The 26,368-nt window shown below is 35.3% G+C and carries 15 protein-coding genes and 1 tRNA gene; 9 read left to right on the top strand and 7 right to left on the bottom strand.

The window, feature by feature from the left end; translation table 11 throughout:
- Positions 1-44 precede the first annotated feature (44 nt).
- Positions 45-8,615, top strand: a complete 8,571-nt coding sequence (locus JX000_RS11205) for an Ig-like domain-containing protein (protein ID WP_206140709.1) — start codon at positions 45-47, stop codon at positions 8,613-8,615.
- Between the two features lie 114 nt (positions 8,616-8,729).
- Here the strand turns inward: JX000_RS11205 and JX000_RS11200 are convergent, their stop codons facing one another.
- Entirely contained in the window at positions 8,730-9,089 is a 360-nt protein-coding gene (locus tag JX000_RS11200; RefSeq protein ID WP_124228254.1) for a DUF1304 domain-containing protein, read from the bottom strand.
- A gap of 142 nt (positions 9,090-9,231) precedes the next feature.
- A complete protein-coding gene (locus JX000_RS11195; protein ID WP_002450876.1) occupies positions 9,232-9,432 on the bottom strand; it encodes a cold-shock protein in 201 nt (66 codons plus the stop codon).
- A 706-nt stretch (positions 9,433-10,138) separates the two neighbouring features.
- On the opposite strand from JX000_RS11195, the gene JX000_RS11190 reads away from it, so the two are divergent.
- Positions 10,139-11,137 carry a LysM peptidoglycan-binding domain-containing protein gene (locus tag JX000_RS11190; protein WP_145506827.1) on the top strand — a complete coding sequence of 333 codons (999 nt, stop codon included), beginning with the start codon at positions 10,139-10,141 and terminating at the stop codon, positions 11,135-11,137.
- Positions 11,138-11,290: 153 nt separating this feature from the next.
- Positions 11,291-12,220, top strand: a complete 930-nt coding sequence (locus JX000_RS11185) for an NAD-dependent epimerase/dehydratase family protein (RefSeq protein ID WP_206140708.1) — start codon at positions 11,291-11,293, stop codon at positions 12,218-12,220.
- A 46-nt stretch (positions 12,221-12,266) separates the two neighbouring features.
- Here JX000_RS11185 and JX000_RS11180 read toward each other — a convergent pair whose 3' ends face one another.
- The gene (locus tag JX000_RS11180) at positions 12,267-13,763 is read right to left on the bottom strand and encodes a glycosyltransferase (protein WP_145506833.1); all 1,497 of its coding nucleotides are present in this window, start codon (positions 13,761-13,763) and stop codon (positions 12,267-12,269) included.
- A gap of 290 nt (positions 13,764-14,053) precedes the next feature.
- On the bottom strand, positions 14,054-14,323 hold the full coding sequence (locus JX000_RS11175; RefSeq protein ID WP_002451933.1) for a hypothetical protein: 270 nt from the start codon (positions 14,321-14,323) through the stop codon (positions 14,054-14,056).
- A gap of 192 nt (positions 14,324-14,515) precedes the next feature.
- Here JX000_RS11175 and JX000_RS11170 point away from each other — a divergent pair, with 192 nt between their 5' ends.
- Complete coding sequence (locus JX000_RS11170; protein ID WP_002451934.1) at positions 14,516-14,902, top strand: NUDIX domain-containing protein; 387 nt, start codon at positions 14,516-14,518, stop codon at positions 14,900-14,902.
- A gap of 11 nt (positions 14,903-14,913) precedes the next feature.
- Complete coding sequence (locus JX000_RS11165) at positions 14,914-15,378, top strand: GNAT family N-acetyltransferase (protein WP_002451935.1); 465 nt, start codon at positions 14,914-14,916, stop codon at positions 15,376-15,378.
- 50 nt (positions 15,379-15,428) lie between these two features.
- Here JX000_RS11165 and JX000_RS11160 read toward each other — a convergent pair whose 3' ends face one another.
- From JX000_RS11160 to gltC, 3 genes are all read right to left on the bottom strand, one after another.
- Entirely contained in the window at positions 15,429-16,193 is a 765-nt protein-coding gene (locus tag JX000_RS11160) for a YibE/F family protein (protein ID WP_002451936.1), read from the bottom strand.
- Positions 16,190-17,302, bottom strand: a complete 1,113-nt coding sequence (locus JX000_RS11155) for a YibE/F family protein (protein WP_002451937.1) — start codon at positions 17,300-17,302, stop codon at positions 16,190-16,192. The genes JX000_RS11160 and JX000_RS11155 overlap by 4 nt, the downstream gene beginning before the upstream one ends.
- A 119-nt stretch (positions 17,303-17,421) precedes the next feature.
- Positions 17,422-18,297 carry a glutamate biosynthesis transcriptional regulator GltC gene (gene gltC / locus JX000_RS11150; RefSeq protein ID WP_037552498.1) on the bottom strand — a complete coding sequence of 292 codons (876 nt, stop codon included), beginning with the start codon at positions 18,295-18,297 and terminating at the stop codon, positions 17,422-17,424.
- A gap of 200 nt (positions 18,298-18,497) precedes the next feature.
- Here gltC and gltB point away from each other — a divergent pair, with 200 nt between their 5' ends.
- The 4 genes from gltB to treP all read left to right on the top strand — a co-directional run bounded on the left by gltB (position 18,498) and on the right by treP (position 26,335).
- Positions 18,498-22,994 carry a glutamate synthase large subunit gene (gene gltB, locus JX000_RS11145; RefSeq protein ID WP_206140707.1) on the top strand — a complete coding sequence of 1,499 codons (4,497 nt, stop codon included), beginning with the start codon at positions 18,498-18,500 and terminating at the stop codon, positions 22,992-22,994.
- Positions 22,995-23,009: 15 nt separating this feature from the next.
- Positions 23,010-24,473, top strand: coding sequence for a glutamate synthase subunit beta (locus tag JX000_RS11140; protein WP_049425207.1), 1,464 nt, complete (start codon positions 23,010-23,012; stop codon positions 24,471-24,473).
- A 52-nt stretch (positions 24,474-24,525) separates the two neighbouring features.
- A tRNA-Ser gene (locus JX000_RS11135) sits at positions 24,526-24,618 on the top strand.
- Between the two features lie 280 nt (positions 24,619-24,898).
- Positions 24,899-26,335 carry a PTS system trehalose-specific EIIBC component gene (gene treP / locus JX000_RS11130; protein WP_124228260.1) on the top strand — a complete coding sequence of 479 codons (1,437 nt, stop codon included), beginning with the start codon at positions 24,899-24,901 and terminating at the stop codon, positions 26,333-26,335.
- Positions 26,336-26,368 lie beyond the last annotated feature (33 nt).

The raw sequence follows: 26,368 nt of genomic DNA, 5'->3' as shown, positions 1-26,368 counted from the left end.
CAGAAAAAGTTAATGAGCCACAAACTACAACATATGAAAATAAAGTGGATACAGAACTTGGTAAACAATTAGCAGCATCAGATAATAAAGAACAAGCTGTTCAATCATTCTTAAATGATCAAGTGTCTAAAACAGAAGCTAAAGAAATTTTAAATAATACAGATGTTGATTTCAATAAAGCAACAGACGAAGAAATTAATCAAGCCGTTTTACAAGCTGCATTAACTGAAATGGCAAACAAACAGAAGAGTACAGAAACATTAGCTACGCCACCTAAAACTAGAACGTTTATGCGTGCAATGGCTACACCTAGAATGTTGGCAGCAGCTGTAACATCCCCTGATCAAGATGCTCAAAAATCATTAGCGACATCAGATAACTATACATTTGCGTCATTAGTGTTTGACCCAGAAGCATTAGATTCAGATGCTGTTAAAAATAGTACATCAATTCCATTTAATATTGATGCTTATATGTCGGGTGCTAACTCAGGAACAAGATATAAAATCGACTTAAACTTAGACTCTAAAATTGCTGATCATGTAACGAAAATATCAGTTAACCCAGCTGGAAGTAATACACCGGTTCAATTTACAAGATTAAAAAATGATGACGGTACACCTTCTAATATTTGGGAAGTGAATTATATTCGAGCTAGCGGTGGATTATTTGGTGGTGCAGAAATTTTAGCATCTAAAACTGCATCAGGCGGTAAAATTGAATTAGATGATACTGTGGGTAATATTTTAAATAATGCAGGAGATTTATCTGATAATAAATTAAATTATCAAATTTATGTTAGAGATTCTTCTAATAATACAATTATTCGTACGTCTGAAAGCAGTGGTTACTTCCTTACAGATGCAGATAAAGATTTAGTTGATTTAAACAATAATACTTCAACAGCAAACTCAAATGATTTTAAAGCAAGTAGTGGTACGGCTAGTTTAGACACTAAAGTAGGCGACAATGGCGCAATTATCGTTGACCAACAAGTTATCAAAAATGGTATCTTCGGATATGGTGGCGCTCAAAATAAACAATGGAGCTACAATTATCAAATTGATAAAGATTTAATTCCATTTATTCAAAGTGTTGAATTAGATAAATATGATTATGATGGATTAAAAGGTTTTGATAAAACATATAATGCTGCTAACAAAGTAGCTGATTTATCTATCGATGCCAATGGTAATGGTACGATTACAGCAAGTGATTTAAATAAATTAATCGAATTTAATAATGGTTTACATGAAACAGTAGGTATGAGAATCGTTATTAAATTAAACCAAAGTCCTAATAATATTTTAACTAAAGATGCACAATATGATGCCAAAGGTAATTTAATTAGTTCTACAACTGACCAAGTTGAAGATTTTACATTTGCTGGATACCTTACAGATAATGCTGGCAAATTAATTAATAACACATTAGGTACATCTTCGTTAGAATTACAAGACTATGATAAAGATGGCTTATTAGATCGTTATGAAAGAGAAGTATCATTAACTGATGCCAATAATGCAGACACAGATGGCGATACTAAAAATGATGGAGACGAAGTGAAAACATATCATACATCACCATTAGTAGGTCAACCTAATGCTGCAGATATTACGATTAATGACACTAAAGTTAGTGGTTCAGTAACGTTAAAACCAAATGCAGGTACACAAACTGCTAAAGTCATAAATTCAGCGGGTCAAGTTATTGGTACGTCTACTGTTAATAGTGATGGTACATTTGCTGTAACGATTCCAAAATCAGCTGCTGGTCAATACACAATTGCTATTGATGCGCCGAATTATGATAATGATGAAACAAATACATTTAATATTGTAGATAATACTATTGTTCCAGCACCATTAGTGGATCCTGTCGATGATAACGACACGACTATTGGCGTTCATGGTACTGCTGGTTCAACAGTGAAAGTAAAAGATAGTAATAACAATGTTATTGGTACAGTTACATTAGGTGCAAACAGTACAACTGGTACGTTAACTTTATCAAAACCTTTAGCTGCAGGAACTCAATTAACATCAACTGCAACTAAAAATGGTAAAACAAGTGCGGTTTCACCAACAGTAACAGTGACAGATGCAACAGCACCAGATGCGCCAGTGATTAACCCGGTAACTAGTGATGATACAACGGTTACAGGTAAAGCAGAACCGAATTCAACAGTAACAGTTACATTCCCAGACGGCACTACGCAAGTTACAACTGCGGATGCATCAGGTAATTATACTGTTAATATCCCTGCTAATGAAGACTTTACTGGTGGCGAAACAATTAAAGCTTCAGCTAAAGATGCTGCAGGCAATAAATCAGTTGATTCAAACGTGACTGTGACAGATACAACAGCACCAAATCAACCAACGGTCAATCAAGTAACAAGTGAAGATAAAACAATCACAGGTAAAGCAGAACCAAACTCAACAGTAACAGTAACATTCCCAGATGGGACTAAAGTTCAAGCCATTACAGCAACAGATGGTAGTTATCGAGTGGCTGTACCTACCAATATTGATTTAGTAGGTGGCGAAACACTAGGCGTTACTTCAACTGATAAAGCTGGAAACACATCGACGGCTGCAAATACAACAGTTGTAGATGTTACAGCACCAAAAGAACCTGTAATTAATGATGTAACAAGTGAAGATAAAACAATTACTGGTACATCAGAACCAAACTCAACAGTAACAGTAACATTCCCAGATGGTACAAAGGCTTCAGCGACAGCAGATGCTTCGGGTAATTACACAATTGGTATTCCAGATTCTGAAGACTTAAAAGGTGATGAAGAATTAAGTGTAGTTGCAACAGATGCAGCAGGTAATGTGTCAGTCGATGCTGGTACAACAGTATTAGATAAAACACCGCCTGAAGTACCAACCATCAACCCAGTAACAAGTGAAGACAAAACAATCACAGGTAAAGCAGAACCGAATTCAACAGTAACAGTAACATTCCCAGATGGTACAACAGCGAATGCGACAACAGATGGCGACGGTAATTATACAATTGATATCCCTGCCAATGAAGATTTAAAAGGTGGAGAAGCATTACCAGTGACATCAACAGATGGCGCAGGTAACCAATCTGGTGCAGCGACTACGACAGTAACAGATACAACGGCACCGACAGTACCAACAATTAATCCAGTAACAAGTGAAGATACAACAATTACAGGTCATGCGGAACCAGGTTCAACAGTAACAGTAACGTTCCCAGATGGAAATACAGCTACTGGTACAACGGATGCAGATGGCAATTATGTTATCAATATTCCTACTGATGAAGACTTAAAAGGTGGAGAAGAGTTACCAGTGACTTCTACAGATAAAGCTGGTAATAAATCTGATGTTGCGACAACTGAAGTAACAGATACAACAGCACCAGAAGCACCAACAGTTAATCCAGTAACAAGTGATGATACAACAATCACAGGTAAAGCAGAGCCAAACTCAACAGTAACAGTGACATTCCCGGATGGCACAACAGCAACAGGCAATACAGATGCAGATGGCAATTATGTGATTGATATTCCAGCTAACGAAGATCTAAAAGGTGGCGAAACATTACCAGTTACATCTACAGATAAAGCTGGCAATAAATCTCAACCTGCGTCAACAGTGGTAACAGATACAACAGCACCAACAGTACCGACTGTAAACCCAGTATCTAGTGAAGATAAAACAGTTACAGGTAAAGCAGAGCCAAACTCAACAGTAACAGTAACGTTCCCAGATGGTACGACAGCTAGTGGTACGACAGACGCAGATGGAAACTATACAATAGATATTCCAGCGAATGAAGACTTAAAAGGCGGCGAAACATTACCAGTTACAGCGACAGACAAAGACGGCAATAAATCAGAACCAGCAACAACGACAGTAACAGACACAACAGCACCAGAAGCACCAACAGTCAATCCAGTAACAAGTGATGATACACAAATCACAGGTAAAGCGGAGCCGAACTCAACAGTAACGGTAACGTTCCCGGATGGAAATACAGCTAGTGGCACAACAGATGCAGATGGAAACTATGTTATTAATATCCCTTCAAGCGAAGACTTAAAAGGCGGCGAAACATTACCAGTTACATCTACAGATAAAGCTGGAAACACATCAGAACCAGCAACAACAGTGGTAACAGATACAACAGCACCAACAGTACCATCAGTGAATCCAGTGACAAGTGATGATACGCAAATTACAGGTAAAGCAGAGCCAAACTCAACAGTAACAGTGACATTCCCGGATGGTACGACAGCTACTGGAACGACGGACGCAGATGGAAACTACACAATAGATGTTCCAGCGAATGAAGATCTAAAAGGTGGCGAAACATTACCAGTTACTGCAACAGATAAAGATGGTAATAAATCAGAGCCAGCAACAACAGTAGTAACAGATACAACAGCACCAACAGTACCATCAGTGAATCCAGTGACAAGCGATGATACACAAATTACAGGTAAAGCAGAGCCAGGATCAACAGTGACAGTAACATTCCCAGATGGAAATACAGCTACTGGTACAACAGATGCAGATGGCAATTACGTGATTAATATTCCAAGTGGTGAAGACTTAAAAGGTGGAGAGACGCTACCGGTTACTGCGACAGACAAAGATGGCAATAAATCAGAACCAGCAACAACGACAGTAACAGACACAACAGCACCAGAAGCACCAACAGTCAATCCAGTAACAAGTGATGATACACAAATCACAGGTAAAGCGGAACCAGGCTCAACGGTGACAGTAACGTTCCCAGATGGTACAACAGCTACTGGTACAGCTGACCAAGATGGTAATTATGTGATTGACATTCCAGCTAACGAAGATCTAAAAGGTGGCGAAACATTACCAGTTACTGCAACAGATAAAGATGGTAATAAATCAGAGCCGACATCAACAGTAGTAACAGATACAACAGCGCCAACAGTACCTTCTGTAAACCCAGTAACAAGTAATGACACGCAAATCACAGGTAAAGCAGAACCAGGATCAACAGTAACAGTAACGTTCCCAGATGGTACAACAGCTACTGGTACAACAGATGAGAATGGTAATTATGTGATTGACATCCCATCTAACGAAGACTTAAAAGGTGGCGAAACACTACCAGTAACAGCAACAGATAAAGATGGTAATAAATCAGAACCAGCAACAACAGTAGTGACAGATACAACAGCGCCAACAGTACCGACTGTAAACCCAGTAACAAGTGACGATACACAGATCACAGGTAAAGCAGAGCCAAACTCAACAGTGACAGTAACGTTCCCAGATGGTAAAACAGCAAGTAGTACAACAGACGCAGATGGAAACTATGTCATCAATATTCCTTCAAGCGAAGACTTAAAAGGTGGAGAAGAGTTACCAGTAACAGCAACAGATAAAGCTGGTAATACGTCTGATAAAGCAACAACAGTGGTAACAGATACAACAGCGCCAACGGTACCATCTGTAAACCCAGTAACAAGTGACGATACACAAATCACAGGTAAAGCAGAGCCAAACTCAACAGTGACAGTAACATTCCCAGATGGCACGAAAGCTAGTGGAACAACAGACGCAGATGGTAATTATGTGATTGACATCCCAGCAAACGAAGATCTAAAAGGTGGCGAAACATTACCAGTAACAGCTACAGATAAAGACGGTAATGAATCAGAACCAGCAACAACAGTAGTAACAGATACAACAGCACCAACAGTACCATCTGTAAACCCAGTAACAAGTGATGATACACAAATCACAGGTAAAGCGGAACCAGGTTCAACGGTAACAGTGACATTCCCAGATGGCACGAAAGCTAGTGGTACAACAGATGCGGACGGTAACTATGTGATTAATATTCCTGCCAACGAAGATCTAAAAGGTGGCGAAACATTACCAGTAACGTCTACTGATAAAGATGGTAATAAATCAGAACCAGCAACAACAGTAGTAACAGATACAACAGCACCATCTGTACCGACTGTTAATCCGGTAACAAGTGACGATACACAAATCACAGGTAAAGCAGAGCCAAACTCAACAGTGACAGTAACATTCCCAGATGGCACAAAAGCAACTGGTAAAACAGATGCAGATGGCAATTATGTGATTAATATTCCTGCCAACGAAGATTTAAAAGGTGGCGAAACATTACCAGTAACTGCAACAGATAAAGATGGTAACGAATCACAACCGTCAACAACAGTAGTGACAGATACAACAGCACCAACTGTACCATCAGTGAACCCAGTGACAAGTGATGATACACAAATTACAGGTAAAGCGGAACCAGGTTCAACGGTAACAGTAACGTTCCCAGATGGCACAAAAGCAACTGGTACAGCTGACCAAGATGGCAATTACGTGATTGATATCCCAGCTAATGAAGATTTAAAAGGTGGCGAAACATTACCAGTAACGTCTACAGATAAAGATGGTAACGAATCAGAACCAGCAACAACAGTAGTGACAGATACAACAGCACCAACTGTACCGACTGTTAATCCAATAACAAGCAATGATAAGACGATTACAGGTAAAGCAGAACCAGGCTCAACAGTAACAGTGACGTTCCCAGATGGAAGCACTTCAACTGGCAAAGCTGATCAAGATGGCAGCTATGTAATTGATATTCCAGCTAACGAAGATTTAAAAGGCGGAGAAACATTACCAGTAACGTCTACTGATAAAGATGGTAACGAATCAGAACCAGCAACAACAGTAGTAACAGATACAACAGCACCAGAAGCGCCAACAGTTAACCCAGTAACAAGTGATGATACACAAATCACAGGTAAAGCAGAGCCAAACTCAACAGTGACAGTAACATTCCCAGATGGCACAACAGCTAGTGGTACAACTGATGCAGATGGCAATTACGTGATTGATATTCCAGCTAATGAAGACCTAAAAGGTGGCGAAACATTACCAGTAACTGCAACAGATAAAGATGGTAATACATCAGATAAGACAACAACAGTAGTAACAGACACAACAGCGCCAACTGTACCGACAATCAATCCGGTAACAAGTGAAGATAAAACAATCACAGGTAAAGCGGAACCAGGTTCAACAGTAACAGTGACGTTCCCAGATGGCACAACGGCAACAGGTAAAACAGATGAAAACGGCAATTATGTCATCGATATTCCTGCCAACGAAGATCTAAAAGGCGGAGAAACATTACCAGTTACTGCAACAGATAAAGACGGTAATGAATCACAACCAACAACAACAGTAGTAACGGACACAACAGCACCGTCTGTACCGACAATCAACCCAGTAACAAGTGACGATACACAAATTACAGGTAAAGCAGAGCCAAACTCAACAGTGACGGTAACATTCCCAGATGGCACAACAGCGACTGGTAAAACAGATGAAAACGGTAACTATGTGATCGATATTCCAGCTAACGAAGATCTAAAAGGCGGAGAAACATTACCAGTTACTGCAACAGACAAAGACGGTAATACGTCAGAACCAGCAACAACAGTAGTGACAGATACAACAGCACCGACAGTGCCGACAATCAATCCGGTAACAAGTGAAGATAAAACAATCACAGGTAAAGCGGAACCAGGTTCAACAGTAACAGTGACGTTCCCAGATGGCACAACAGCAACAGGTAAAACAGATGAAAACGGTAACTATGTGATTGATATTCCAGCTAATGAAGATCTAAAAGGCGGAGAAACATTACCAGTAACATCTACTGATAAAGATGGTAATGAATCAGAACCAGCAACAACAGTAGTAACAGATACAACAGCACCAGAAGCGCCAACTGTAAATCCAGTTCATAAGGGAGATAAAACAATCACAGGTAAAGCGGAATCAGGCTCAACAGTGACAATAACATTCCCAGATGGTACAACAGCAACAGGTAAAACAAATGAGGACGGTAACTATGTGATTGACATCCCAGCTGGAGAAAATCTAAAAGGTGGAGATCATATTGGCGTTACAGCAACAGATGCTAATGGAAATACGTCTCCATCTACTGATGGAACAGTGATTGATGATGGTAAACCTGTAGATCCAAGTCAACCGACAGACCCAACAGACCCAGGTAAACCTGTAGATCCAAGTCAACCGACAGACCCAACAGACCCAGGTAAACCAACGGATCCAAGTCATCCAACAGACCCAACAAATCCAGGTGAACCAACGGATCCAAGTCAACCGATAGACCCAACAAATCCAGGTGAACCAACGGAACCAAGTCAACCGACAGATCCAACAAATCCAGGTGAACCAACGGAACCAGGTCAACCGGCAGAGCCAACAAATCCAGGTGAAGTAACAGAACCAGGTCAACCGGCAAACCCAACAAATCCAGGTGAACCAACAGAACAAACAACACAAGGTCATGTATCTGGAAATAATGTAACTTCAAATGGTGCTGTACAACAAAGAAACCATGATACATCATCAACAAACAAAGGTAATAATCATGAAAAAGATCAAAGTGAATTACCTGAAACTGGACAAGATGGTGTGAACAAAGGAACATTATTCGGTACATTATTAGCTGGATTAGGAGCGTTATTCTTATTCTTCAAACGTCGTAGAGAAGATGAAGAGGAAGAGGAAAAATAAAGAGTAAGTCAAAAGAACAAATATAGTTAAAATAAAGACCCATTCCAATATACTGGAATGGGTCATTTTTTATAAAAAAAACCGCTAAATCGAATATCGACTTAACGGAATGGATTAAAATAATAATGATAAAAGTGCAAGTATTGGTAAAAGCCCTTGTTTAATGATGATGGCTTTTTGACTTGTTAGCGCACCATATATAGCAACAATAATCATATATATAAGAAGACATGTAGTCATTTCTTTAGGATGAGTACTCAAAAAATAGGCATAGAGAATGAAGATACCAAGTAAACCATTGTAAAGCCCTTGATTCTTCATTAAAGTATTTAGGTTTTTATCTTTTAATGCAGATATGCTCATTTTAAAAGTTTGACTAGTTTTGTTAGATGTGGTTAGTAATGTTTGTAACACCATGATTAATAAGAATTCTATTGCCACAAGTATTACTAAAATAGCAGTGAGTATACTCAATTTAAATCATTCCTTTTTCTCTTTATATTTATAATCAAATAGTAATGTAAATACATATTCATTACAATACAATATAATTAGATAAATAAAAGTAATTTTAGGCATAAAAAAAACAACCATGACGGTTGCTTTGAAAATGTTATTACATTTTTACGACATTAGCTGCTTGTTCTCCACGATCGCCTTCAACGATGTCGAATTCAACTTTTTGTCCTTCTTCTAATGATTTGTATCCTTCTTCAGCGATTGCTGAGAAATGTACGAATACGTCGCTTCCATCTTCTCTTTCGATGAAACCAAAACCTTTTTCTGAATTAAACCATTTAACTGTACCGTTATTCATATAGAATACCTCCGCGTGCTTTTGCACTAAATATTTGTAACAAGTTTCATTAAATCAAAAGAGTATATTCTAAACAAATAAACTTCAATCAAATTCACGACCTTTTATTACGTTAGATTAACTATACACCCTAAAACACAATAAGTAAAGGAAGAATAATTATGAATATGAAAATGTTAGTATAATACAATGTTTAAAAATAGCTGGAGAGACTGTTATGACAGAGTGTTATGAAGTTTTGGCCATCCAATATTATCTCAAAATAAATTTTGGTTTTAGTAGTATTAACTTGTTAAAACATAACTTTTAAAAATTTTGGAATAGCCTATATGATTGTTTATCTTTCATTTAATCAATTAGTTTTCATTTATCAATTGCTTAATGAAGTGTCTAGATTTACTTAAAAAATAATGAGTTGATGAATTAAGTAATAAAGTTTAGAAGTATCAAGATTAGCATTTAAAATTAATATAGAAATTTAAAAAAATTTGTAAATTGATGCTATTTGTAAATATTAAAGGTAATAAGAAAATGTCGCATATATATAGTAGAAATGAGTTTTATATATGAATCAATTCGATAAAAATATTATATTTGTAATCATAATGTCATGAAATACAAACACCATATTCATATTAAGAGAGTATAATACTTATTGTATAAAAAATCCGAGAAACAAATAGAGTATTTGAGGAGGAATAAGTAATTGAATAAAAAAATTATTGCTGCAATTGTTGGGACAAGTGCAGTGAGTGCTATTGCAGCAACACAAGCAGACGCAGCAACGACACACAAGGTTAAAAGTGGCGAATCTCTTTGGTCTATATCTAGTAAATATGGAATATCTATTTCAAAATTAAAATCGTTGAATCATTTATCTTCTAATATAATATTTCCAAACCAAGTATTAAAGGTATCAGGTTCAACTAGTACTAGTAAACCAAGTAGTTCATCATCTACAGGAACAAGTTCGTCTACATATACAGTAAAAGCAGGGGACTCAGTATCATCAATAGCCGCTAAATATGGCATGAGTTATCAAAAATTAATGAAATTAAATGGTTTAAAAAGCTTTTTAATTCATCCAGGACAAAAATTAAAAGTATCAGGTACAGTTAGTACTAGTAAACCAAGTAGTTCGGCATCAACAACTGGAAGTTCATCAACATATACTGTTCAAGCGGGAGATTCATTATCATCAATAGCTGCTAAATATGGTACAACTTATCAAAAAATAATGAGCCTTAATGGATTATCTAATTTCTTTATTTATCCAGGACAAAAATTAAAGGTATCAGGTACTGCTTCTACATCAAATAGTAGCTCAAATACAACTAACTCAAGTAATAATGGTTACAATACACCAGTATTTAATCACCAAAACTTATATACATGGGGACAATGTACATATCATGTATTCAATCGTCGTGCTCAAATTGGAAAAGGCATTAGCACATATTGGTGGAATGCAAACAATTGGGATAACGCAGCAGTAGCTGATGGTTACACAATTGATGGTAAACCAACAGTAGGTTCAATCGCTCAAAGTGATTCAGGATACTATGGCCATGTCGCTTTTGTAGAGCGAGTTAATAGTGATGGTAGTATTTTAGTTTCAGAAATGAACTGGGCAGCGTCACCAGGTATTGTGACATATAGAACAATTCCTTCATATCAAGTGAATACATATAGATATATTCATTAATATCATCTTATATGAACATAGAACTACTGATTAAGTTTAATTACTTTTTCGGTAGTTTTTTTAATTGATCAAGCAATCATTATTATATTTTAGAAGAAAATCACACAGTAATTACATGGTTTATACCGTGCAGGCATCTAGGAGGACAACAACATGAAAGCACTAATTACGGGTGGGGCTGGTTTTATCGGTTCACACATAGCGCACAAATGTATTCAAAATAATATTGAAGTACATGTAATTGATAATTTATCAACTGGTCGTATTGAAAATATACCGTATGTAAAAAAAGAGTATTTCTATCAAGAAGATATCAATAATTTGAAATTTGTCTCGGACTTAATTAAAAAAGAACAATTTGATTATGTCATTCATTTAGCAGTTATGGTGAGCGTCGTGGAAACAGTTCAACAACCGGGACGATCTAACCAAGTGAATATCGATGCTACGTTGAATATTTTAGAAACACTCAGGTTACAGCATTCTAATGTAAAAAGATTCTTGTTTGCATCATCTGCAGCCGTTTATGGACAATTAGAAGGGTTGCCTAAAGCGATTCATTCACGTATTGATCCAAGGTATCCATATGCAGTACAAAAATATGCTGGAGAAAGCTACGCTAAAATTTATCATCAATTATATCAATTACCTACCGTTTCATTACGCTTCTTCAATGTGTATGGTCCTAAACAAAATCCATATTCTGATTATTCAGGGGTCATTTCAATTCTTAATCACAAATTTAATCATAAAGAAACATTCACGTTTTATGGAGATGGTTTGCAAACTCGAGATTTTATTTATATTGATGATTTAGTTGAAGCATGTTGGTTAGTATTGCACAATGACAACGTTAATGGCAATGTTTATAATTTAGGAACTGGGAAACAAACGACCTTAAAGCAGATGGTCAACATATTTGAACAGCATTTTAATTATAGTATTCCATACGCTTATGATGAGGAAAGAGTTGGAGATATTAAACATTCATATGCAGATATTTCGCCAATTCAAAGTTTAGGATTTAACCCTCAATATTCTGTTGAAAAGGGAATCCAGTCTTATCTAGAATATCAACCATAAAATATCCTCCTTACTTTGTCTTAATAACAAAGTGAGGAGGATATTTTTAAATTGCCTTTAACGCTTCGAGTAATTGCTTATAATGATTAACGGCTGATGAATAATATAGTTTTTCATTATTTTCAACTTTAGTGAGGGGTTGTTCGATGATTTGAGTCATATATTTGGCTAATTGATTAATATTATTCGCTTCAACTAAGTAACCATTTTTAGCATGATCGATAATTTCATTAGGGCCATACCTAACGTCATATGCAATAACAGGACACCCCATAGAAATACTTTCCATAATAGTGAGTCCGAATCCTTCATAGCTACTTGTTAATAATGATGCTTTGGATTTTTTAAATTCGGCTAATGGACTAGAAGTATATTTATGAATGGTAACTTGACTATTTAATTGATTGGCATCGATGATGTCCTGCATCATAGCTTTTTGGTTATCTTCATCTCTGCCATATAATGCCAATTTTGTCTGATGCCCGCTTTTAAGAAATTCTATATACGCTTTTAAAAGATGATCTAATTGTTTTTCTTTACTAAAGCGACCTATAAATACAAAGCGATCTTCAACATTTTCATTATTAATAGATTTGTTTGTTTCAATAAAGTGTGGAATAACCGCAAATTGTTTATCTGGAATAGGATACATGTCTTGAATATCCACTTTTTGTTGTTGCGTTAAGACTATAAACTTTTCAACATTTTCTTTATGTTCAAATGCGTATTGGAAAGATTTTTTTATTTGAGTCCCGGATAAATGAGAGCTGTGTAACACTAGTATATTTCGAGTATGATGTGATTGTGCCAGTAATGGATCGTCTAAAAGTCTTGCATCACTGAAAACAATGTCTCCATCTTTGAATTTATGTTCGAAATAATATTGTGCGAATGCCTTGTCATCGGAGAAAGTTTGATATACTTTTCCATCTTTGAACAGTTTAACTAAATTGACGCTATTTTTTTTATTGTCTTTAAAATGACGTTCGCAGTACATTTCACCGTTTGGATAATACATCATTTCTTGGCTTTTCTTTGTAGAATTTTCATAATAATTAATAATTCTATGCAAATAACCATATGAATTATATTCACTTCGTTTTGTTTTCAAGCCAGTTTCAGGAGCAATGACATCTTCGTAACGTAAGATTGAATTATTATTGAAATATTTTCTGTAACGCACTAATTGATTATTCAGATAATAATGTATGTCATGATTTTGATTGTTCTTTTTAGCTTTAAGTCCAGAAATACGTTTTGGTATTTTATTGTATTTTGGTTTATTGAAGAATTTTGTTTTGGGTACGTCGTAAATTTTATAATTTGTTAACCATTCATAAATGTTTTCGAATTCTATGTTTTCAGTGACTTTATGTTCTTCTAAAAATGTTTTATAAATATTTGGATAGTTTCTATTATAATTTGTCGTCAAAATTTTAGTGGGTACATTAAATTCTTCATCTATCAATTTAATCCTTCTTAATAAAGCTTGGGTTCTACCGCCATGTGAGGGAGGTAATGTAGATGTAATCGTGTAAATCATTTGTAGGCTCCTTTCAACAATAAAGCATCGTTTCGTTCTTTTATACTTTGTGAAAAATAAAACATAATAATTTGAATTATTGTCATGTTAATGTCTATGAATAATAATTACAAATATTTTGATATTTATAAATCTACAGAATTGAAGTATTTATAAATTTTATGAACATACCACATATAACAACGTGTGATTTTGAGTGTGATGAGGTTAAGGGTTTAATTAAAAAAAGTCTGAATCCTCACATGAGAACTCAGACTATTACTATCTTAATTTATATAAAAAGAATATGTTTAGTATTCATTTTTAACTTTTCTAAAGCTTGTAAATAAACGTGCACCATTAATAGCGAATGATACTAATGCACCTAATTTACGGAATTTATAAGGAGATTTAATAGATACATAAAAATCTAATAATGTACCTAATGTACTTAGGCCTAATGATAAGTATACGAGTTGTTTATTTTTAGCATCGTATTTAATACCGTTATAGCCATCAACGATGAATCCTGCGATTCCGAATAAATTTGATAAGCGTGTTGCGCTTGATTTTTTTGCCATGATTTTACCTCCAATGCATTTGGGTGTTACTTTATCCCAATTCAAACATAGTTATTAATATTGATTACCCATATTCTATTGATTATACACTAAAATTTATAAAATGATGAGGAGAAAGATTTTGCGAAATTATGATAACATAAAACTAAATATATTTTGATTATAGAAGTATTTGCAGAAAGGAGTTAAGTTATGATTAAATGTGTTTGCTTAGTAGAGGAAACAGAAGATCAAATATTACTTGTACAAGTACGTCATCGTGAAAAATATTATTTCCCGGGTGGTAAAATTGATGAAGGAGAAACACAATTACAAGCTTTAAAAAGAGAATTGAAAGAAGAATTAAAGCTAGAACTGTCAGATAAAGAATTGTCTTATATAGGTACAGTCGTTGGAAAAGCATATCCTCAAGAAAATATGTTAACAGAGTTAAATGGTTATCGAACAACAGTATCAATTAATTGGGATAAGATACATACGGATAATGAAATTACTGATATTAAGTGGTTTGATAAAAATGATTCAGAGTATATTGCACCAGCAGTTTTAACTTGGATAAAAGAAATGTCAGGTCAATAAAAGGAGACAATATGGAAATAAAAGCATATCAACCACAATTTTTTGAAGCTGTTCAATCAATACAACTCTCTGAAGAAGATTCACGCTATACAAAAACACCGTTGGAAAACTTGGAGTCTGCTAAAACGAATGAAAATAGATATCCAACATTGGTTATGGAAGGACAACAGTGTGTTGCATTTTTCACTTTACATGAAGGGGATGGACCAGCACCATATTCTACTAATCCAAAAGCGATTTTCTTTAGATCATTTACTGTTGATGCACGATACAGGGGTAAAGGTGTAGGGAAACATGTCATCCATCAACTGAGTACTTATATAAAGCATTTCTATCCACATATCAATGAAATTGTATTGACTGTAAACATCGATAATCCAAGAGCCATCCATTTATATGAACAAGCTGGATATTATCATATAGGTGAGTCAACGATGATAGGGAAGCCTGTGTATGTAATGTCATATCCATTATAAAAAGCAGCATATAGGACGTTTGTAACAACCTCCTTATATGCTGCTTCATTTTATTTGATAGCAGTTGATTGTCTTTTAATTAAAAAAGCAGTTACCCAAGCTGTGATAGGGATACTAATAGCAACAGCAATACCTCCGAATAGAATTGAAATAAATTCTTGGGCAAAGATTTTCGAGTTGATAATATGACCAAATGAATAATTTAATTTGAAGAACCAAAAGAATAATGTCAATTGGCCTCCGAAATAAGCTAAATATATAGTGTTTGCAGATGTTGCTAGAATTTCTCTACCTACACGCATGCCTGATTGAAATAATTGATGTTGACTTAAATTTGGGTTAGTATCATTTAATTCATACATGGGTGAACTGATGGTGATAGCTAAATCAATGACAGCAGCGATCACAGCAAGCACAATAGTAAATATCATGAATTGAACCATATCGATGCCGATATTCATAGAGTATACATATGTTTCGTCTTGTTGTTCTGTCGCGAAGCCTTGTAAATGGCCTACGTTCACTGAAATATATATAGCTAGAATTAATATAAGCGTTGTGATGATTGTACCGATAAATGCGGCTTGTGTTTTAACATCGTACCCATTTAACACGAATAGATTACATGCTGCGACAACGATACAGAATATCATAGTTGTGATATATATCGGTACACCAAAAATAATCATTAAGATACTAATGACTAAAACGATGAAGTTTAAAAATAATGTCGCAAATGACACGAGTCCTTTTTTACCTCCGAAAATAATCATCAGCACTAGTAATATCAAGCCTAATATTGTTATTGCACTCATCGATTTTCACCTCGCATTTTAAGCCATAATTCCATTAAACCGATAGTGATTGGGATGGTTAAAACAATCCCAATACCCCCTATCAATGCACGAGCAACTTCTAATGACCAATTCATAGAAATGGTATATGTAATGGTATTGGCATTTTTTAAATATATGAGAAACATAGGTAAACTACCAGATAAATAAGAGAATAATAAAATGTTTGTCATCGTCCCCATAATATCTTGGCCAATATGTCTACCTGCTAGGGCCCATCTCCTCATACTAATTTGAGGTGTTCGTTGCAATATCTCATTCATCCCACTAGCAATAGTGATTGCAACGTCCATAACAGCTCCAAGTGAACCAATTAATACTGAAGCTAAAAAGACCTCTTTCGGTGGTAAGGTTAAAAAACTCATTGTTTCATATTTAATACCATTGCCATGAGTGAATCGTATAACTAACTCAGCGATACCTATACAAAGAAACGTACCTACAAGTGTAGAAACAATGGTAATCAGTGTTCGCATTCGCCAGCCTGTAACTAGTAATAGAGTCAATGTTGTTGAAACAATCATTGCTATAACCATCAATGTGAATAAACTCGTATTTGGCATTTGATAATGAATATAAATCGCACCTAAAACTGCGATTGAGTTCAAGATGAGTGAAAGTATCGATTGTAAACCTACTTGTCTGCCTACAATTAATATCGTGATGAAGAAAATGCCTGTGATAAGAACGACTAATCCATCGCGCTTTTTCTCAATGATATCGGCGTCGCTCGGATTTTTAGAAATATGTAATAAAACTTTATCGTTTTTAGTAAAACGTTCTGAATCAACTTGTGATTTAACAAACTCGTTAGTGATTGTTGTTGATTTACCTTCAAATTTACCGTTTAATATTCTAACGGTAAGTCGGTCTTTGTATTTGATGTCTTTGTTATGTTGATCGTCAGATACATGTTGTGTGCTCAATCTTTGAACATCTATTATTTTACCGATAGGCATTTGATAACATTTTTCATTAAAGAAAGTGAATATAAATATACCTAAAAATATGATGATGAATGCCATAACGACCCAATAAAATTTATTTTTGAAAAAAGTATTGAATTGCATTCAATAAACCCCAATTCTTCTATGAAATAATAGAATGATTATACGCTTAATTAATTTAGATTTCAAAAATAAACCGAAGCGACCTTTTGAATACTGTTAATCCTAACTTGACCTTATATTTAATGGTACGTAGATGTTTTATTAAACAATACTTGTATCGTTTGTAAAGCAACAGGTAAATCGGGTTTATGATTTCCTTTTTTAGTAATCACACAAATCGTACGTTTTATTTCAGTGTGACTGAGAGGTATTTTAATCCATTCATTTGAAGGACTATCTAAAGAAATATTTTGAGGTGTAATCAAAACACCTCTTTCTTTTTTTAAAAGGTATTGAGCTAATTGTTTATCTGATATTGTACGTATGTCTGAAGGCAATTTTTCTTTAATTGATTTTGGTAACACGGTTAGACAAAAGACATTTTGTAAATGCAATTGAGATAAATGAGGTTGCAGTGTTAAGGCGATAGGGTCTCTCTTGTTAGTATATAAATTATAATGTTCTTCGAATAAAGCAGTCATATTTAAATCAGAATGTTGCTTAATTTCATCAGTCAGTTCAAGGATCCCTATATCTATTTCTCCTTTTAATACGTTATCCAAAATGTCATTGTCTTGGCTCAAATTAGGGATAACTTGACTTTCTGATTGTTCTTCAAAGATTTGAATGAGGCGACCTAATTTATGAGAAGCTTCACTTTCACTATAGGATAAAAATATCTTCTGATTACTTAATGTCTGTTGATGTTGAAATAATTGTATTGTTTGATCTAATTGATCCAATATTTTAGTGGCTTCCGTTAATAGTTGTTTGCCTTCAGATGTTAATAAGATATTTCGTCCTTGCCTTTTAAATAAGTTAACGTTTAATTCTTTTTCTAACTGAGTCATTTGACGACTTATGGCTGATTGGGCAATATTTAATTCTAATGCAGCTTCAGAAATATGTTCTCGTTTAGCTACTTCTACAAAATATTTAAGTTGTTTGATTTCCATCATTTCAATCCTCACTTTTAGCTACTTCTGCAACTTATCCAACATTACATTTGACACTTATTATAACAGTTTGGTTGTTAATTGTTCTAATTTTTAGATAAATATTATCTAATTTATATATTGAACAGATGAAACAATTACATTATATTAATGATTACTAAATATTAATTGTCAGAAAATTCTAAAAGGGAGTGTGCATCATGTATAATGAGAAGCTAAAAAAGGGATTATACGATTATCGTGAGGAACATGATGCTTGTGGTATTGGTTTTTACGCTAATATGGATAACATTAGATCACACGATGTCATTGAAAAATCATTAGAAATGTTATGTAGATTAGATCATAGAGGTGGTATCAGTGCTGATGGAATGACTGGTGATGGTGCAGGTATCATGACTGAAATTCCCTTTAAATTCTTTGAACAGTTGCATGATTTACCACTACCCAATGAAGGTGAATATGCAGTAGGGCTATTTTTTTCAACAGAACGTGTGATTGGAAGTAAGCATGAGACGGTGTTGAGTCACTATTTTGAAGGTGAAGGTCTCGATGTCATAGGTTATCGTGATGTACCAGTTAATAAAGAGGCAGTTGCACAGCATGTAGCGGATACGATGCCTTTTATTCAACAAGTGTTTATCGATATTCGTCACGCTGAAGATATAAATAAACAACTTTATTTAGCTCGAAAGCAAATAGAATATTACGCTGAACAAGAAGGGATAGAATTATATTTTACAAGCTTATCTCACAAAACCATTGTCTATAAAGGATGGCTACGTTCTGATCAAATTAAAGGGCTATATTTAGATTTAACACATGAAGCCTATCAATCGAAACTTGGTCTAGTACATTCAAGATTTAGTACAAATACATTTCCGAGTTGGAAACGTGCACATCCTAATCGACTACTTATGCATAATGGTGAGATTAATACAATTAAAGGTAATGTTAATTGGATGCGTGCACGTCAAAATAAATTAGTACATACACTTTTTGGTGAGGATCAACATAAAATACATCGTATTGTTGATGAAGATGGTAGTGATTCATCAATCGTTGATAATGCATTAGAGTTTTTATCTTTGGCAATGGAACCGGAAAAAGCTGCCATGCTATTAATACCAGAGCCATGGCTCTATAACAAATCGAATAACAAAGATGTACGTTCGTTTTATGAATTTTATAGTTACTTAATGGAGCCATGGGATGGACCTACAATGATTTCATTTTGTAATGGGGATAAGATAGGCGCATTAACAGACCGTAATGGTTTGCGTCCTGGTAGATATACCATCACGAAAGATAATTTCATCGTCTTTTCTTCTGAAGTTGGCGTAATAGATGTTGATGAATCAGAGGTTGCGTTTAAAGGGCAATTAAATCCTGGAAAATTATTATTAGTCGATTTTAAGAAGAATAAAGTTGTTGAAAACAATGAATTGAAATATGAAATTGCTAGTGAACATCCGTATGCAGAGTGGCTAAAAACAGAAAAATATGAAGCGCATATAGATCATGTGAAATACAGTTCAACTGAATATGATGATGAAACATTATTTAAACTACAACGTCAATTTGCGTATACAAAAGAAGAAATGAATAAGTATATCTTTGATTTAGTTTTGCAGAAGAAAGATCCTATTGGTGCTATGGGATATGATGCACCTATTGCAGTATTAAATGATAGACCTGAAAGCTTATTTAATTATTTTAAACAGTTATTTGCTCAAGTTACTAATCCACCTATTGATGCTTATAGAGAAAAAATTGTCACAAGTGAAATGTCTTATTTAGGTGGCGAAGGCAATCTATTGAAACCTGATAAAACAGTATTTCATCGTGTTCAACTTAAAAAACCAGTATTAACAGAGGCCCAATTAGAAGCTATTGATACTGAGAAGTTTAAAACGACTTATGTTTCAACTATATATCATGATGATTTAGAGGCTAGTTTGAAACGATTATCTGATGAAGTGATTCAATATGTGAAAAATGGTTCTGAAATTATCGTATTAGACGATAGTTTGCTAGCGTCAGAATCAGGATTTGCCATGCCAATGTTACTAGCAATGAGCCATGTTCATCAATGTTTGATACGCGAAGGTTTACGTATGGAAACAAGTTTAGTTGCAAAATCTGGTGAGACACGTGAAGTACATCACGTAGCATGCTTACTAGGTTATGGGGCAAACGCAATCGTGCCATATTTAGCTCAACGAACGGTTGAACAACTCACAAATGATGGCAAATTACATGGTACAGTAACATCGAATGTCGAAACGTATACAAACGTGTTATCAGAAGGTGTTATTAAAGTAATGGCTAAAATGGGAATATCAACAGTTCAAAGTTATCAAGGTGCACAAATATTTGAAGCGGTTGGGATATCACAAACTGTTATTGATAAATATTTTACAGGGACACAATCTAAAATCTCTGGTATTAACATTCAACAAATTGATGAGGAAAATAAAGCAAGACAAGAGTCGCATTCAGATTATTTAGCGTCTGGTAGTACTTTCCAATGGAGACAACAAGGACAGCATCATGCTTATAATCCGAAAACAATTTTCTTATTACAGCATGCTTGTCGTGATAATGACTATGACTTATTCAAACAATATTCCGATACGGTTAATCAACAGCGCCAAGATTTTATTCGTCATTTATTAGAATTTAAGACTTGTAAACCTATTGATATATCAAAAGTTGAGCCTGCTTCTGAAATTGTTAAACGTTTTAACACAGGTGCAATGAGTTATGGATCTATATCAGCTGAAGCGCACGAAACATTGGCGCAAGCGATGAACAGTCTAGGAGGTAAAAGTAACAGTGGTGAAGGTGGAGAAGATCCTTTACGCTATCAACCTCAAAAAGACGGTAGTAATAAAATTAGCGCAATTAAACAAGTTGCCTCTGGAAGATTTGGCGTAACGAATGACTACTTACAACATGCAAAGGAAATACAGATTAAAGTAGCACAAGGTGCTAAACCTGGTGAGGGTGGTCAATTACCTGGTTCTAAAGTATATCCGTGGATTGCCGAAACAAGAGGATCTACGCCGGGTATCGGTCTCATTTCACCACCACCGCATCATGATATATATTCTATCGAAGACTTAGCACAATTGATTCATGATTTGAAAAATGCAAATAAAGAAGCGGATATTGCTGTTAAATTAGTGTCGAAAACAGGTGTGGGAACCATTGCATCAGGGGTAGCAAAAGCGTTTGCAGATAAAATTGTCATCAGTGGCTATGACGGTGGAACAGGTGCTTCGCCTAAAACTAGTATTCAACATGCGGGTGTGCCTTGGGAAATAGGTTTGGCAGAAACACATCAAACTTTGAAATTAAATGATTTACGAAGTCGAGTGAAGTTAGAAACAGATGGTAAATTGCTTACTGGTAAAGATGTAGCGTATGCATGTGCGCTTGGAGCGGAAGAATTTGGATTTGCAACAGCACCTTTAGTGGTTTTGGGATGTGTTATGATGCGTGTTTGTCATAAGGATACATGTCCAGTAGGAGTTGCTACTCAAAACAAAGATTTACGTGCTTTATTTAAAGGAAAAGCACAACATGTTGTACATTTTATGTATTTTATTGCAGAAGAATTACGTGAAATACTTGCATCATTAGGATTGAGAACAGTTGGAGAATTAGTAGGACGAACAGACTTATTACAACGTTCTTCTCATATTAAACCAGGAACAAAAGCAGCATCTGTTGAAATCGAACGATTAATCAACATAGCTGATGGTCCTAATACTAAGGAAATAGCACAGAATCATCATTTAGATGAAGGTTTTGATTTGAATTATCTATATCCAGATGCCAAACAAAGTATAGAGGCAGGTCATGCATTTTCAGGAAGTTATACCATTAAGAACGTTCAACGTGATGTTGGCGTGATTACTGGTAGTGCGATTGCTAAACAATATGGGGAAAAAGGATTACTAGAAGATACGATTTATGTTAATACGGATGGCCATGCTGGTCAAAGTTTGGCTGCTTTTGCGCCAAAAGGATTAACGATACATCATAATGGAGATGCCAATGACTATGTCGGTAAAGGTTTGTCAGGTGGTACAGTCATTGTACAAGCACCTAATTCATTACGTGAAAATGAAATCATAGCAGGAAACGTATGCTTCTATGGTGCATCAAAAGGTAAAGCTTTTATTAATGGTAAAGCCGGAGAACGTTTCTGTATTAGAAATAGTGGTGCCGATGTGGTAGTTGAAGGTATTGGTGATCATGGACTTGAATATATGACAGGCGGCCACGTATTAATACTTGGCGATGTAGGAAAGAACTTCGGTCAAGGTATGAGTGGTGGCGTAAGTTATGTATTTCCAAGTGATATCAGTCAATTTAAGACGCAACATGCACTTAATACTTTGGAATTTAGTGAAGTTATGTATGACGAAGAAATGCAGTTTATTAAGAAAATGCTTGAGAGTCATGTGAAATATACACATAGTTCAAAGGCGCAAGATATATTACAACATTTCGATGACATAAAAAATCTAGTTGTCAAAGTGATACCTAAAGATTATAAATTAATGATGCAAAAAATTGATATTCAATTACGTCAACATAGTAGAAAAGACGATGCTATGTTAGCGGCATTTAATGATAACAGTTCAAGTGTTGATGAGACATTAAAACCAGCAGTAGTTTATTAAGAAAGAGGGATTATCATGGGCGAATTTAAAGGGTTTATGAAATATGAAAAGCAAGCATTAGCAGAATTGTCTTTGATTGATCGTCTTTCAAATCATCATGCATTTCAACAACGTTTTACAAAGGAAGATGCATCTACTCAAGGGGCGAGATGTATGGACTGCGGTACACCTTTTTGTCAAAGTGGATTATCCTATGGTTTTGAAACGATAGGATGCCCCATCGGCAACTATATTCCGGAATGGAACGATTTAGTTTATCGAGGAGATTTTAAAGCAGCATACGATAGACTTAGTGAAACGAACAATTTTCCAGAATTTACTGGACGTGTATGTCCAGCACCATGTGAACAATCATGTGTGATGAAAATTAATCGGAATTCAGTAGCTATTAAAGGAATTGAACGTACAATTATTGATGAAGCATATGAAAATGGATGGGTTAAGCCAAAATATCCTGAAGCGGATAGAGGGCAAAGTGTTGCTATCGTAGGAAGTGGACCAGCTGGGTTGACAGCAGCTGATGAACTTAACCATAGAGGCTATAAGGTCACAGTATATGAACGAGCTAAGGAACCCGGTGGCTTATTGATGTATGGTATTCCTAACATGAAATTAGATAAAGATGTGGTAAGACGTCGTATTAAATTAATGAAAGAAGCTGGCATTCAGTTTAAAACTGGCATTGAAATTGGTGTCGATATCAGTCGTGAAGATTTAGAATCAACATATGATGCTATTATTTTATGCACAGGTTCACAGAATGCTAGAGATTTACCGTTAGAGGGACGTATGGGTTATGGTATTCACTTTGCAATGGATTATTTAACAGAACAAACACGATTTTTAACTGGTGAAATTGACGAAGTAACTATCTCAGCTAAAGATAAGAATGTCATTATTATTGGTGCAGGAGATACGGGGGCAGATTGCGTGGCAACAGCGTTGCGTGAAAATTGTAAATCCATTGTGCAGTTCAATAAGTTTACGAAACTTCCTGAAGAAATCACTTTTGAAACCAATACATCGTGGCCACTTGCCTTACCAGTATTCAAAATGGATTATGCACATAAAGAATGTGAAGCGAAATTTGGTAAAGAGCCACGTGCATATGGTGTTCAAACAATGAGATATGATGTGGACGATACTGGGAAAGTGAGAGGGCTTTATACACAAATATTAAGAGAGACTGAAGACGGTACGGTGATGGAAGATGGACCAGAACGATTTTGGCCAGCAGATTTAGTTATACTTTCCATTGGCTTTATAGGTACTGAAATCACCATTCCACAATCATTTGGTATTAAAACCGAACGAAACAAAATTGTGGCTAATGACAAAGACTTTAGAACGAATCATTCGAAGATCTTTGCTGCTGGGGATGCACGAAGAGGACCTAGTCTTGTTGTATGGGCTATTAAAGAAGGTAGAGCCGTAGCTGATGCAGTTGAAACGTATTTAAACCAAGAAATTCTAGTGTAAAAAAGAATTGACTTTTAATGAACACTATTATATGATAATTATTGTGTTCAATGGAGGAATACCCAAGTCCGGCTGAAGGGATCGGTCTTGAAAACCGACAGGGCCTTAACGGGCCGCGGGGGTTCGAATCCCTCTTCCTCCGCCATTAGAATTTTAAATCCAAGACTAATAGATATAAAAGGCAAGTATTCATTTTATGATGAGTATTTGCCTTTTTTATTTGCCTTTTTATATAGCGACGTTAAGACGGAATTGAACAACGCAGTGCTGACAGTTTTATATGCCTAATAAAGGGGCAGTTTTAAATTGAAACGTGACTCATTTGTGTCTTTGAAGTAAAAGATTATATGAATTTACTTGAAAGCCTTTACATAACTTGTCTAGACAAGTTATAATTTGTGTAAGATAACAAAGGAGTGAGGGCTATGGCTGTAAAAAAACAAGATGTAAAAGCCATTGTAGATGCAATTGGGGGGAAGGAGAACCTAGATACTGCGACACACTGTGTAACAAGACTACGGTTAGTATTAAAAGATGATAATAAAGTAGATAAAGATGCGTTGAGTGATAATCCTTTAGTAAAAGGACAATTCAAAGCAGATCATCAGTATCAAATTGTTATTGGGCCGGGAACGGTAGATGAAGTTTATAAACAATTTGTAGCAGAAACGGGAGCAGAAGAAGCTTCAAAAGACGACGCTAAACAAGCTGCAGCTAAAAAAGGGAATCCAATTCAAAGATTGATTAAATTATTGGGGGATATATTTATACCAATCTTACCAGCGATTGTAACAGCTGGGTTATTAATGGGGATCAATAACATTTTAACTATGGAAGGGTTATTTGGTCCTAAAAAGTTAATAGACATGTACCCACAAATTGCGGACATTTCAAATATAATTAATGTCATCGCAAGTACCGCTTTCATTTTCTTACCTGCTTTAATTGGTTGGAGTAGTATGCGTGTATTTGGAGGAAGTCCAATTTTAGGATTGGTTTTAGGGCTTATCTTAATGCATCCGCAACTTGTATCACAATATGATATTGGTAAAGGGCATATACCAACTTGGAATTTATTTGGCTTAGAAATTAAGCAGCTTAATTATCAAGGACAAGTTTTACCAGTATTATTAGCAACATATGTGTTAGCTCAATTAGAGAAAGTACTAAACAAAGTTGTACATGATTCTATTAAGATGCTCGTAGTTGGACCGGTAGCATTGTTGATTACAGGTTTCTTAGCGTTTATAGTTATAGGACCTATTGCCTTAATATTAGGCACAGGCATTACAAATGGCGTGACTTATGTATTTGAACATGCAGGTTGGTTAGGTGGCGCGTTATATGGTTTATTATATGCACCACTTGTAATTACAGGTTTACATCACATGTTCTTAGCCGTTGATTTCCAATTAATGGGTAGTAGTTTAGGCGGTACATATTTATGGCCAATTCTAGCGATTTCAAATATTTGCCAAGGTTCAGCGGCATTTGGTGCATGGATTGTCTATAAACGTAAGAAAATGGTTAAAGAAGAAGGACTTGCGTTTACTTCAGGTATTTCAGGTGTATTAGGCGTAACTGAACCAGCTTTATTTGGTGTGAACTTACCATTAAAATATCCTTTTATTGCGGCCATTCTAACTTCAAGTGTACTAGGTGCTTTCATTGGTGCTCATAAAGTATTAGGTAGTGTTGGTGTAGGTGGTTGGCCTGCATTTATCTCAATCAAAAGTGAATTTTGGTGGATCTATCTTCCAGCTACATTAATTGCGACAGTTGTTCCTGCTGTGTTAACAATAGTATTTTCAAGATTTAGTAATCAAAAAGCTAAAAAGATGGTCGACACATCTAATTCATAAAAAAGTAAAGCGTTCAAGTTGATTAAACCTCTG

The sequence above is a fragment of the Staphylococcus sp. SB1-57 genome (assembly GCF_017086425.1).
Lineage (GTDB): Bacteria > Bacillota > Bacilli > Staphylococcales > Staphylococcaceae > Staphylococcus > Staphylococcus warneri_A.
The sequence above is the reverse complement of the archived record's forward strand: the minus strand, read 5'-3'. Positions and strand labels throughout refer to the sequence as shown.